This window comes from Clostridium collagenovorans DSM 3089 (assembly GCF_900130005.1).
Taxonomy (GTDB): Bacteria; Bacillota; Clostridia; order Clostridiales; family Clostridiaceae; genus Clostridium_D; species Clostridium_D collagenovorans.
Window position 1 is genome coordinate 373,305 of sequence record NZ_FQXP01000004.1, and the last position, 13,800, is coordinate 387,104.

Below are 13,800 nucleotides of genomic sequence, written 5' to 3' on the forward strand. Positions count from 1 at the left end.
ATGGATAATATAGTTGACGTATTAATTATTGGTTCAGGGGTAGCAGGTCTTTATTGTGCCTTAAACTTAAGAAAAGATTTAAACATATTAGTAGTATCAAAAAGTAAATTAGAAAGTAGTAATACCTATTTAGCTCAAGGAGGAATTGCAACTGCACGAAACGAAGAGGACAAGCCATTCTTTGTGCAAGACACTTTAAGGGCAGGGCATTACAAAAATGATATAAAAGCTGTAGAGATATTAGCAGATGAGTCTATGGAAAACATAGATGAATTAATAGGCTTAGGGGTTGAGTTTGATAAAGAGGGTAAGGATTTAAGTTTCACTAAGGAAGGTGCTCACAGTATAAATAGAATAGTTCATACAAAGGATTATACAGGAAAAAGTGTAGCACAAGCTTTAATTAAGGAAGCTTTATTAAGAGATAATATAAGAATTTTTGAGGATTCTTATTTTGTAGATATAATAGAAGATAAAGGGAAGTGTACTGGGGCTATTGTAATTAAGGACAATATGCAAATTAATATATATGCTAAGGCAGTAGTATTAGCAACGGGAGGAATTGGTGGATTATTTAATAATTCAACTAATCAAAGGATATTAAAAGGTGATGGTATAGCAACGGCTATTAAACATAAGATTAAGTTAAAAGATATAGATTATATACAAATACACCCAACGGCTTTTTATGAAGAGAATGTAGATGATAAGAGATTACTTATATCAGAGGCTATAAGAGGAGAGGGTGGAAAGCTTATAAATTCTAAGGGAGAAAGATTTGTGGACGAGATTCTTCCGAGGGATGTAGTTTCAAAGGCTATTTTTGAAGAAATGAAAAAAGATGAAAAACCATATGTTAATTTAGATATAAGATTTTTAGGTGAGGAATATATAAAAAATAGATTTTCCTTCATATATAGAGAATGTTTGAAGAAGGGAACGGATATTACAAAGGATTATATAAAGGTTTCACCAGCTCAACATTATTTTATGGGAGGTATAGAAGTAGATGTAGATTCTAAAACTTCCATGAGAAACCTTTATGCTGTAGGAGAAGTAAGTTGTACGGGGGTTCATGGTGCTAATAGATTAGCAAGCACTTCACTTTTAGAGGGACTTGTTTTTTCTAAGAGGGCTGCAATAGATATAAATAATATTATACATTATAATAAAGTTAAGACTGTAAGGGTAAGTAACTTAAATGAAAGCATTGAAGAATTAAGCATTAGAAATGAAAGAATGGTCATAGGTGCTTTAAGAGAAAGGTGTAAGGATTTAGATTATGAATTATTTAATTGTAGATAAAATAATAAAAGATGCGCTTCTAGAGGATATTCCTAATGAAGATATAACAACTAATTCAATAATAGGTGAAGAGAGCTTATCTACTGTTGATTTGCTTTGTAAGGAAGAGGGTATAATTGCAGGGCTTCTAGTATTTAAAAGGGTTTTTGAAATACTAGGAAGTGTAGAAGTTGAATTATATAAAAATGACGGAGACAAGGTATATCCAAAGGAGAAAATAGCTTTTTTAAAAGGAAGTACACGAAATATACTTTTAGGGGAAAGAATAGCTTTAAACTTATTACAGAGAATGAGTGGAATAGCAACTTTAACAAATAAGTTTGTATCTAAGCTTAATGAATCTAAAACAAAATTGCTTGATACAAGAAAAACAACACCTAATTTAAGAATTTTAGAAAAATATTCTGTGAAAATAGGTGGAGGTTTCAATCATAGATTTAACTTATCAGATGGTGTAATGCTTAAGGACAATCACATAAGTGCAGCAGGTGGAATCAAGAATGCTGTGAAGCTTGCAAGAGAAAATACTTCTTTTGTGAGAAAAATAGAAGTTGAAGTTGAAAGTTTAGAAATGGTGAAAGAAGCACTTGAAGCTAAAGCCGATATAATAATGCTTGATAATATGACCTTAGATATGGCAAGTGAAGCAATAGATCTAATTGGAGATAAGGCACTTACTGAATTTTCTGGGAATGTGAACCTAAATACAATTGAGGAAATAGGGAAAATTGGAGTAGATTATGTGTCTGTAGGTGCTTTAACACATTCAGCTAAAATCTTAGATTTAAGCATGAAGAATCTAAAAAATATATAAAGATAATGGGAGATGAAAATAGTTGTAGTATGTGTATTTTAAGAAACATACTATAACTATTTAGTGCTAACTGATATTATAGAATAAATATAGCTATTATCAGAAAGTCACTATATTAAAATAGAAATCCTATAATAAAGGAAACAATAATCATTATTAATTATTTCGTTGACAAATATAGTTATATGATTTAATATGAAGATGAAAGTTAAAGATGAATTACAATTCATTTGTATAAATGTATGTAGAATAAATCTGAACTTCAAATAATATATTTATAAAGCAAATAAATGTTTTAATTTCATAAATAAAATTTAATATTACGCACTTTATGGTGTTTTTGCAAAATTAAAAGGGAATGTGGTGAAAATCCACAACAGCCACCGTTACTGTAAGAGCTACGAAACTCTAAGAATCAACATGATAACCACTGAGTATATAAACTTGGGAAGGTAGAGGAGTAGGTTTGAAGCTTTAAGTCAGGAGACCTGCCATTAAGTATTAAAAATTTCGGTGAGAAGTTAAGATCGTATATTAAGAATTAAGTTATATTACTACAAATTAATAAATTATCATGTAAATATAAGATTTACGTTTATAAAGTTGCGAAAATTTATAAATTCAATTCTTTGTAAAATGTTAAGATAAATTATTAGTTTATAATAAAGTCTTATTAGGAGATGTGTGTTTATTGTGCACAATACTTAAAATGTGTATAAAAGGACAAGTCTCTAAGAGATAACTTAAAACTTTTTAAAATTTCCATATGTATACTTAAATCTCATAATTTTATTATGAGATTTTTTTATTGCTCAATAATTCAATTATGAGGTAATAAATATAAAATTATTATTTTATTATGAGATTTTTTTATTGCTCAATAATTCAATTATGAGGTAATAAATATAAAATTATTATTTTATGTAATGCCGAAAGGGGAAACAAAGATGAAAAGATCTATTAAAGTGAGAGGATTAATTTGTGCTGCTTTAGCAACATGTGTATTTGCTATAAGTGCAACATCAACTTTTGCTTCACCTAGAAAAGAGTCTGCATGGCCACAATTTAGAGGGGAAGTATTAAATCCAGGAATAACTGACAGCAAAGCACCAAGAACTTCAGCAGAAATTGAAGAGGACTGGGCAGTCAAAATAGGATCAGGTTGGAATTATAGTGATCCTATTATAGTAGGACAGTATGTATATATTACAGATAGCTCTAATATAAAGATGCTTGATAGAAACACTGGAGAAGTCATAAAGTCAGCTCCACTGGCAGAAAATATTGGATTTTTCTCAAGAATGTCTTATGGAGAGGGAAAATTATTTATACCTATAGGTGCAGGACGATTACAATGCTTTGATGCAAATACACTAGAATCCTTATGGATAACAGAAGTTACTCCAAAGGATATGTATTTACAAGCCTTATCACCAGCTGTATATTACAATGGGCATGTTTATATGGGAACTACTAATGGCTCAGCAGATAAAGGAATGTTCTATGCTGTTTCAGCAAAGGATGAGGACCCATCGAAAGTTGATGAAATAAAGGAATATACTTGGACATATGCACCAGAGGTGGGTAAGTCAGGTTACTATTGGAGTGCAGGAACTGTGGTTGGAAATAGCATAGTTTTTGGTGGTGAGAAAGGTGAAGTTGTTATACACAACTTAACTGATAATACAATTACTGATAAATTAGAGCTTAATGAAGCTATAAGATCTTCTGTTCATTATGACAGGAATTTAGGAAGAGTATTTATAACTACTAAGGCTGGAAACATTCACTCTATAAAAATTAATTCTAATGGAACTTTTGATAAAAGCTCTTTATTAACAACAAAAATTGGACAAGATATAACATCAAGTCCAGTAACATATAATGGAAGAGTATATGTAGGTGGCGGTGGAATTAGTAGTGGTGCTGGCTTCTCAGTTTTAGATGCTAAAACTTTAGAAGTAATTTATCAAATAAATGATATACAAACTCAGTCATCACCAATTTTAACTACTGCTTATGCTACAAAGGAGAATAAAAACACAGTATATTTATATGCATTTAAATACACTAATCCAGATGTTATATATGCTGTAAAAGATTTTGAAGGTAATACAGAACCAATTTTTGAAGAGATAGCTACACCAAGTAGTAAACAATATAATTCATCATCTGCTGCTATAGATGAAGATGGAAGTATATACTTTAAAAATGATTCAGGAAAGGTATTTAAGTTTAAAAATACTTTAGATGGTGCTTTCGGTTCAGAGGATGTAATAAAACTTATATACAAGCTACCTAATACAGAAGATATAACTTTAAATAATGAGGTAATTATAAACAGTGCTTTAGAAAGATATAATGATTTATCTGATGCAGAAAAAGCTAAGGTAACAAACTATGATAAATTACAAGCTGCACTTAATAAAATGGAAGAGCTAAAAAATAGTGATAAAGAAGTTGAAAGATTATTAAGTGAGATAGAAAAGTTACCACAGGATATTACTTTAAGTCACAAAGAAAAAGTAAATGAATTATTTAGTAGCTATGAAAGATTACCAGAAAGTCATAAAGCTAAGGTGACTAATATAAATAAATTATTAGATGCTAAGAAAACTATAGAAGCTTTAGAAGAAGAGGAATTAATCAAGAATATAATAGTTAAAATTGATACTCTACCTGAATTAAAAGATATAGTTTTAGATAAAGAAGAATTAATTAATTCAATTTATAAGGATTTTAATAATTTAACAGAAAGTCAAAAAGAAAAAGTAACTAATAAAGATAAAATATTAACTGCTAAAGCTAAAATTGATAAAACTAGAGCTGAAGTAAATTCAATAGAAGAAGATATATGGAATAAAATAAATCCATCAAATATAACTTTAGAAGATAAAGAAGTAGTTTATGACTTAATAAAAAGATATGAAGCTTTAGATGATAGAGATAAGGTTTATGTAAAACACTTTGATGAAGTTTTAGAAGCTAAAAAGATAATTGATAAACTTGAAGCAGAAAATCCATCTAAGCCTGTAGAGGAGCCAGGCAATGGTAATGATAACTCTAAGCCTAATATTGGAGGTAATTCAAACAATGTAGGAAATAATAGTGCATTACCTCAAACAGGGGTAAGTATACCATGGGAATTCATATTAGTTGGTATGATATTAGTTATTAGTGGTATTGCATTAAGTAAGAAAAAAAGAGTTAATGAGAAATAGTTACAAAAGTTAATCTAGAAAGTACTTATTTGGAAGAAATTTTAAATAAGTACTCTTTAGCGTTTAATATTAAAATTAAAGAAGTTTAGAAAAAATGATTAAGTTTAGTTTAATTATTTTATTTATAAGTTTCAAATATAGGGTAAAGTGGAAATAGTATCATTGACAGTCAATGTAGGGTGTTATACTATATTAATGAAATTTAACAATGTATTTCCACAAACACTCTTAAGTTACTAAGCTGAAATTAATAATTTTATATATTATTAAGTATAGGTAAGAAATTTTTATAATTTTTAATTACTATACTTATAATAATATAAGTGGAGGAAAATTATGAAAAAGAGAATTGCTTTAGTATTAAGTTTAGTATTAGGGATTACTATGCTTACAGGTTGTGGAAATAATGATAATAAGAAGGAAAGCTCAGGACAGGTAGCTATAGAAAAAAATGACAGCGGTGCTGATAAGGTATCTGATAATGAGAAAGATAACAAGGAAGAGGAAAAACCTGAAGAAAATAAAGATGGTGAGGAAAACTCAGATAAAAGCAAAGATGATAAGGAAGAAAACAAGGATGGAAGTGCAGCTTCTAGTTTAGAGAATAAACCTTCAAATGAGGAAACTAAATCTCCATCACAAGAAAGTTCATCTTCATCAAATAATAATACACCTTCGACTCCATCAAATAATAATACAGAAAAACCAGCACCTAAACCAGAGCCAGCTGCTAAGTATGTTACTTTATCTATAACATGTAATACACTTTTAGATAACATGGATAAAGTAGATGAGAGTAAAAAAGGAATCATACCTTCCAATGGTGTAATATTAGGAGAACAAAAGGTAGAAATTACAGAAGGAGAGTCAGTTTTTGAAGTACTTTCAAGAGTGACAAGGGAAAAGAGAATACATTTAGATTTCGTTGAGTCACCAGTTTATAATACTGCTTACATCAGAGGAATACAAAACCTTTATGAGTTTGATGGAGGAGATTTAAGTGGATGGATGTATAGTGTAAATGGTGTATTTCCTAATAAGGGATGTAGCCGTATAAATGTGAAAAATGGTGATAGAATAGAATGGAAATATACATGTGATTTAGGAAAGGATCTATAAGTTTATGGAACTCAAATCATACAATAGCTTTGCAGAGTATCATCCAGTAGTAAACTTTTTATACTTTGCATCAGTTATAGTTTTTAATATGATATTTATGCATCCTATATTTTTAATAATAGGATTAAGTGCTTTCTTTATTTATTCAATAAGTTTAAATGGAGTGAAGGCAATAAAATTTAATTTATATTTTTTACTTCCAATGATGATTATGATTATAGTATTAAATCCATTGTTTAGTCATCAGGGAATGACAATATTATTTTATTTGAATAATAAGCCTATGACCTTAGAATCCTTTCTTTATGGAATAGCTACAGCAGTAATGCTTATAAATATGGTTATGGTGTTTAGTTGTTACAATAAGGTAATTACATCAGAAAAGTTTATTTATATGTTTAGTAAGACTGTACCAGCTATAGCCTTGTTAATATCAATGACTTTAAGTTTTGTACCTAAATTTAAACAACAACTTAAAAAAATTAGAACCTCTCAAAGAAATATAGGAAGAGATATAAATAATGGAACTGTGATTCAAAGAGTAAAACACGGTTGTACTATAATATCAATTCTTATTACATGGGCTTTAGAAAATGGGGTGCAAACGGCAGATTCTATGAGAGGGAGAGGTTACGGATTAAGCGGAAGAACAAGTTTTTCTTTATATAAGTTAGAAAAAAGAGATAAAGTAGCTATAGCAATTTTATGTTTTTTAATTTCGGTTTGTACTTTAGGATATGTATATGGTATAAATACCATGCAATTTTATCCTAATATATACATGAAGAAAACAAATATAATAACTATATTTATGTATATATGTTATGGAATACTAGTGTTTTTCCCTCTTGCAATTGAAGTCGAGGAGGCAATAAGATGGAACTTATTAAAATCAAAGATCTAAACTTTAGTTATGATGAGAGTAACAAGAAAAGTTTAGATAATATAAATTTGAATATAAAAGAGGGAGAGTTCGTTTTACTAATAGGAGAGTCAGGTTGTGGTAAAAGTACTCTTTTAAAGCAACTAAAGAATGAATTAGCACCCTTTGGAGAGTTTTCAGGAGAAATATTATATGATGGAATACCTTTAAAAAGCCTGGACCAAAGAAAGTCAGCCTCAGAAATTGGTTTTGTAATGCAAAACCCTGATTATCAGATAGTTACCGATAAAGTTTGGCATGAACTTGCATTTGGACTTGAGAGTTTGGGATTAGATTCCGAAACAATTAGAAGAAGAGTATCAGAAATGGCAAGTTTCTTTGGAATACAAACTTGGTTTAGAAAAGATGTAAGCGAACTAAGTGGCGGTCAAAAGCAGCTATTAAATTTAGCAGCTATAATGGCTATGCAACCTAGACTTTTAATATTAGATGAACCTACATCTCAACTAGATCCTATAGCAGCAGCGGAATTTTTAGAGACTATTTATAAGATAAATAGAGAACTTGGGATAACTGTTGTGCTAACAGAGCATAGAATAGAAGATGTATTTTCAGCAGCAGATAAAGTTGTATTAATGGAAGAGGGGAAAATAGTAGGAGTTGAAAGTCCTAGAAAAATAGGAAAGATAATAAGTGATAAAGAAAATAAACATCCAATGTTTTATTCACTTCCTACACCTACTAGAATTTTTGAAGAATGTGATGGCAGTGGAAGTGCTCCTATTACAATAAAAGAAGGAAGAGAGTGGGCAAGGGAAAATTTCCAAGCTTTAAGTGATGTGCTTAAAGAAGTAAGCTTAGATAAAAGCAAGGAAGCAAAAAGTTATACAAAAGAAGATACGGTTATTGAGCTTAAGGACATATGGTTTAGATATGATAGAAATGCTCCAGATATATTAAAAGGAGTTGATCTTAAGGTATATAAAAATGAACTTTTATGTATACTTGGTGGAAATGGAACAGGTAAAAGTACTACACTAGGTGTTATAGCAGGAAATAATAAGGCATATAGGGGAGAAGTTTATATAAATAATAAAAAGGTAAGTAAGTATAAACTTAAAGAATTATTTAATAAAAACTTAGGGGTATTACCTCAAGATCCTCAAAGTTTATTTGTTAAAAGTACCTTATTAGAGGATCTTAAAGAAGTATTTGATGGTATGGACGTAAAAAAGGAAGAAAGAGAAAATAAAATAAAAGAAGTAAGTAAAACTTTAAAGATAGAAGAATTACTTAACTCTCATCCCTATGATTTAAGTGGGGGAGAACAGCAAAAAGCAGCTTTAGCTAAGGTGCTTTTATTAGATCCTAAAATAATAATACTAGATGAACCTACAAAGGGAATAGATGGTAGTTTTAAAAGAGAATTAGGAAAAATTTTTGAAGAATTAAAGAAAAGTGGAGTAACTATTTTAATGGTAACTCATGATATAGAATTTGCAGCAGAAAATGCTGATAGATGTGCAATGTTCTTTGATGGAGGCATAACTTCCAAGGGAACACCAAGAGAATTTTTCTGTGGAAACTCTTTTTACACAACAGCTGCAAATAAAATGACAAGAGGAATTTTAAATAATATATTAAAGGTTGAAGATGTGGTGAAGTTATGGAAAAAAGAAAAAAATCATTTAAAATAGCTATAATTAGCCTTATAATAATACCTATAATCCTTGTTATGGCAGTTAAGAATGGAAATAAAAATTACTGGTTAATAAGTGTGATTCTTGTTATTTTAGCTATGGCACCCTTCTTTTCAATTTTTGAAAGTAGGAAGCCAAGGGCAAGGGAAATAGTTCCAATAGCAGTTATGTCAGCTATAGCTGCTATAGGTAGATTTGCTTTTGCTATGTTGCCACAGTTTAAGCCAGTTGCAGCAATAGTTATTATAACAGGTATTTCATTTGGTGCAGAGGCTGGTTTTTTAACAGGAGCTATATCAGCTTTAGTATCGAATTTTTTCTTTGGGCAAGGACCTTGGACACCGTGGCAAATGTTTGGTTTTGGTATAATAGGATTTTTAGCAGGGGTTTTATATAAGCATAAAGTAATTGGAAACAAGCTTACAATATGCCTTTTTGGAGCAATATCAGGGTATTTATATGGAATCATATTAAATCTATGGACTGTTTTTGCTGCTGCTAATCCAATTACTCCACAAAGTGTTATAGCCATTTATGCTGCAAGTATTCCCTTTGATACAATACATGCAGTATCAACAGTTATATTCTTATATATATTAGCTATGCCTATGAAAGAAAAAATGGAGCGACTAAAAAGAAAATACGGCTTGTTTAGATAGTTGTTTTTTTACTATTAAGGGGGAATAAAATTGTATTTAAAAGAAGGGGAGTTACTAATAAGAAATGCAAAGCTTGAAGATGCTGATATTCTTTGCAGTTGGTGGAATGATGGAAAAGTAATGGAGCATGCAGGATTTCCTAATGGAATTCATATAAGTAGGGAAGATATTATAGAAAACATTGCTAAGGATTTTCATAAGAGAGTAAGATTAATAATTGAAGTAAAATCTAAGGCTATAGGAGAAATGAGCTATTTAATAGAAGATAATATTGCTGATATAGGTATTAAAATATGTGAATTTTCATATCAAGAAAAAGGATACGGAAGCAAGAGTTTGAAGCTTTTATTAAATTACTTGTTTAGTGAAGTAAAAGTTTTAAAAGTAATTTTAGATACAAATCTTAATAATAAAAGAGCTCAACATGTATATGAAAAAATAGGTTTTAAAAAAGTAGATATTAAAATAGATTCATGGAAAGATGAAGTTGGCAATTTACAATCAGTTGTATATTATGAGTTAAAAAAAGAAGATTATAAATAGAAGAGATAAAGCCATGTATATGTAGAGATTATTCTCTGTATATACATGGCTTTTATATATTATTTAGCTTTTAATATATGAAGGCTAATATTAGTTGCAACAATAGGTGTTATATCAGGAGCAGCATCAATGATTTCTCCCTTAGAGATAGGGGTAGAATAAGCAAATAATTCATTTGCTATCTTCAGGTCTAAGTTTGAAGCCTTAAATGCTTCCTTAGTAGTTTTCTCTGTGGCAAAGGTATCAACTTTAAAGTATTTAAGTACATTTATATTTGGCTCATCATTTTCAGCATAAAAATGATTTATAAATAAAAGTTCCCCTTCAAGTACACGACGCAATTCATTTAATACATTAGCTGAGTCCTGAATGTTAGCAAGCCCAAGATTGCTTGTCATTATTTTAACTGAGGCATCTTTAAAAGGAGTAAGTCTTGCATCAAAGGATAGTAAGCTTACCTTATTATATAAGCCTAAGTGTTCTAAGGCAGCCTTATCTCTTTTTAAAATACTAGGACTAAAATCTGTTGCAACAATGTAATTATCCAAGTTCTTAGCTAATTCTTCAACTAAATAACATCTACCAGAAGCAATATCAACTATAGGGTCACAAGAATTTTTTAAATAGTTACATAAGAATTCAAGCTGACTTTCAGTACCTTTAACAATATCCTTAGTGTATAAATCAGCTCTAGCATTTTTAAATAAAGGCATAGCTTCTTCAAAATTTCCTTGTTCATCTAAAAGCATAGCCTTAACAAATCTGTCAGTAGCACATAAGTCATTATTTTCATGTTCCATAAGTGCATCTACTAATTCAGGATGCTCAAGAAATAGGGTATTAGATTCTTCCCATAAGTCATTTCTTTGAAGTTCTGGAGTAAGGAAAACACCTATTCCATCATGAATTTCATAGGTTGCATTACATTGAGTACATAGAGCATGTCCTTCAATCAATCTCTCTTCAGTTTCATTAGAAATATCCCATGTTAAATTACTATGGCAGAATGGGCACTGTAACATATCCATTAAATATTTATGCATTTTAATTACCTCACTTATATTTAAATTTCATTAGAATACTGCCTTTTGTATTAATAATTATTTTATTTAAGCTTTAACATTGAAGTATATGATTTTAAAAATAAAATTAGAATATGTGTATTGTAAGATTAAGAGTGTAGTATTAAGATTAAGTTTATAAAAGAATAAAGTCGAATCATTCTTAATAAAGGATATTAAGTAATATTATAACAGGGTTGACAGTTGCAAGCTACATTATTAAAATAATATTTATAAGATTTTTACAGGGTACTATTGTTACAACGAAAACTAATGTTATAAAGCTTAGAATCTAAGCATTTTAAGGTGCTAGATTTATATATAAAAAATTAAAAATAATGCTATGCTGTAATCTTTAAAAGAAGAATATTTAGTATTCGATAAAATATTATAGCTACATAATATGAGGAGGAGTAAATTATGAGTTTTGAAAAGGGGAATATTTCAATTCATACAGAGAACATTTTTCCAATAATTAAAAAGTGGTTGTACTCAGACAAAGATATTTTCATTAGAGAACTTATTAGTAATGGCTGTGATGCTGTAAATAAGTTTAAAAGATTAGTTACTTTAGGAGAGGCAGAATGTCCTGAAAATGAGAAGTTTAGAGTAATTGTATCTGTGAATAAAGAAGAAGGAACTTTAAGCTTTAGTGATAATGGAATAGGTATGACTGAGGAAGAGGTTAAAAAATACATAAATCAAGTAGCCTTTTCAGGAGCAGAGGATTTTGTTCAAAAGTATAAAGAGAAAATCAGTGAAGGAAATGACATAATAGGACATTTTGGATTAGGATTTTACTCTGCTTTTATGGTGTCTACTAAGGTTGAAATAGATACTCTTTCTTATACCCAAGATGCAAAGGCAGTAAAATGGGTTTGTGAAGGGGGAATAGAGTACGAAATAGCACCTTCAGAGTCAAGAAGTGAAAGAGGAACCACTGTAACTTTATTTATAGATGAAGATAGTAAGGAATTTCTAGAAGAGTATAAAGTAAGAGAAATAATTACTAAGTATTGTTCATTCTTACCTGTAGAAATCTATTTAGAGAGTGATTTAAACAAGGCATCAGAGGATGGAATTGTGGATGCTGAAATAATCGAAGATTCTAATAAAGCTGAGGGTGATGTTAACTCAGAAGAAAAGGAAGATAAAAAGGGGTTACCTAAGCCATTAAATGACACTACACCATTATGGCTTAAAGCACCTAAGGATTGCACAGAGCAAGAATATAAGGAGTTTTATAAAAAGGTATTCCATTCCTTTGATGAACCATTATTTTGGATTCATTTAAATGTGGACTACCCATTTAATTTAAAAGGGATACTTTACTTCCCTAAGCTTAAAAATGAATTTGAGCTTATAGAAGGAGAAGTTAAATTATATAACAACCAAGTTTTTGTAGCAGACAATATAAAAGAAGTTATACCAGAGTTTTTACTATTATTAAAAGGGGTAATAGATTGTCCAGACTTACCTCTTAATGTATCTAGAAGTTTCCTTCAAAATGATAGAGATGTAAGTAAGATATCTAAACATATAGTTAAAAAGGTAGCAGATAAACTAAATTCTCTATTTAAAAATGAAAGAGAAACTTATGAAGGCTTCTGGGATGATATTCAAGTATTTATTAAGTTTGGATGCTTAAAGGACGAAGGATTCTATGATAAGATTAAGGAATCTTTAATTTTCAAGACTATAAATGGAAAGTACGTTACTTTAAAAGATTACTTAGAAAACTATAAGGAAAAACATGAGAATAAGGTTTTCTATGTAAGTGATGAGGAGCAACAATCACAGTATATAAAATTATTTAAGGATTATGATTTAGATGCTATTATCTTAAATACTACAATAGATAATCATTTTATTTCTTTCCTTGAATATAAAGAAGCTGGAATTAGCTTTAGTAGAATTGATTCTGATTTATCAGAAATTCTAAAGGGTAAGGAAGAGAGCAGTGAGGAGCACAAGGAAAGAGCTAAAAATTTAGAAGAGCTATTTAAAGGAATATTAGGAGATAAAGTAAAGAATTATTCCGTTGAAAGTCTTAAAAATGAAGAAACACCTGCTATGATTTTAGTAGATGAGTATTCTAGAAGAATGAAGGAAATGCAATCTAGATTTGCAGGCGCTAATTTACCTATGAATTTCCAAGAGGAAAAGACTTTGGTTATAAATGATAATAATCCTATAATTCAAAAGCTTTTATCCTTAAAGGATGTAGAAGATAAAAAGGAGCAGGTATCATTAATATGTAACCAAATATTAGACTTAGCTTTAATAGGTAATAAAGATCTTAATGCAGAGCAATTAGATGAATTTATAAAAAGAAGCAATAAGTTAATAAGCTTATTTATTACTTTATAATAAAATTATTTATTATTTTAAGATGAGCTTAATATAGGTCTTAATAAAGTTGTTAAGTATTAAAAGCAGCTTTGAATAAGAATGTATTACCTAGCAAAATATAAAGTTCAATAAGGATTCTTTAT

Annotated in this window: 10 protein-coding genes and 1 riboswitch; of the genes, 9 read left to right on the plus strand and 1 reads right to left on the minus strand. The window is 29.4% G+C overall.

Going from position 1 to position 13,800, the window contains the following annotated elements:
* The 8 genes from BUA48_RS06135 to BUA48_RS06170 all read left to right on the plus strand — a co-directional run bounded on the left by BUA48_RS06135 (position 1) and on the right by BUA48_RS06170 (position 10,244).
* Positions 1-1,305, plus strand: coding sequence for an L-aspartate oxidase (locus BUA48_RS06135; RefSeq protein WP_072831137.1), 1,305 nt, complete (start codon positions 1-3; stop codon positions 1,303-1,305).
* The gene (gene nadC / locus BUA48_RS06140; RefSeq protein WP_072831139.1) at positions 1,283-2,119 is read left to right on the plus strand and encodes a carboxylating nicotinate-nucleotide diphosphorylase; all 837 of its coding nucleotides are present in this window, start codon (positions 1,283-1,285) and stop codon (positions 2,117-2,119) included. Before BUA48_RS06135 ends, nadC begins: the two co-directional genes overlap by 23 nt.
* A gap of 315 nt (positions 2,120-2,434) precedes the next feature.
* A riboswitch (cobalamin riboswitch) is annotated at positions 2,435-2,629 on the plus strand.
* Between the two features lie 437 nt (positions 2,630-3,066).
* Positions 3,067-5,340 carry an LPXTG cell wall anchor domain-containing protein gene (locus tag BUA48_RS06145; protein WP_072831141.1) on the plus strand — a complete coding sequence of 758 codons (2,274 nt, stop codon included), beginning with the start codon at positions 3,067-3,069 and terminating at the stop codon, positions 5,338-5,340.
* Positions 5,341-5,676: 336 nt separating this feature from the next.
* Complete coding sequence (locus BUA48_RS06150; RefSeq protein ID WP_072831143.1) at positions 5,677-6,459, plus strand: DUF4430 domain-containing protein; 783 nt, start codon at positions 5,677-5,679, stop codon at positions 6,457-6,459.
* 4 nt (positions 6,460-6,463) lie between these two features.
* Entirely contained in the window at positions 6,464-7,363 is a 900-nt protein-coding gene (locus BUA48_RS06155) for an energy-coupling factor transporter transmembrane component T (protein ID WP_072831145.1), read from the plus strand.
* Positions 7,336-9,039, plus strand: a complete 1,704-nt coding sequence (locus BUA48_RS06160) for an ABC transporter ATP-binding protein (RefSeq protein WP_072831147.1) — start codon at positions 7,336-7,338, stop codon at positions 9,037-9,039. The genes BUA48_RS06155 and BUA48_RS06160 overlap by 28 nt, the downstream gene beginning before the upstream one ends.
* Complete coding sequence (locus tag BUA48_RS06165) at positions 9,009-9,701, plus strand: ECF transporter S component (protein ID WP_072831149.1); 693 nt, start codon at positions 9,009-9,011, stop codon at positions 9,699-9,701. Before BUA48_RS06160 ends, BUA48_RS06165 begins: the two co-directional genes overlap by 31 nt.
* Before the next feature lie 30 nt (positions 9,702-9,731).
* Positions 9,732-10,244 (plus strand): GNAT family N-acetyltransferase, encoded by a 513-nt coding sequence (locus tag BUA48_RS06170; protein ID WP_072831151.1) that lies wholly within the window; start codon positions 9,732-9,734, stop codon positions 10,242-10,244.
* A 59-nt stretch (positions 10,245-10,303) separates the two neighbouring features.
* Here the strand turns inward: BUA48_RS06170 and BUA48_RS06175 are convergent, their stop codons facing one another.
* Positions 10,304-11,287 (minus strand): methyltransferase domain-containing protein, encoded by a 984-nt coding sequence (locus BUA48_RS06175; protein WP_072831154.1) that lies wholly within the window; start codon positions 11,285-11,287, stop codon positions 10,304-10,306.
* Positions 11,288-11,725: 438 nt separating this feature from the next.
* Here BUA48_RS06175 and htpG point away from each other — a divergent pair, with 438 nt between their 5' ends.
* The gene (gene htpG, locus BUA48_RS06180) at positions 11,726-13,675 is read left to right on the plus strand and encodes a molecular chaperone HtpG (protein ID WP_072831156.1); all 1,950 of its coding nucleotides are present in this window, start codon (positions 11,726-11,728) and stop codon (positions 13,673-13,675) included.
* Positions 13,676-13,800: the final 125 nt, after the last annotated feature.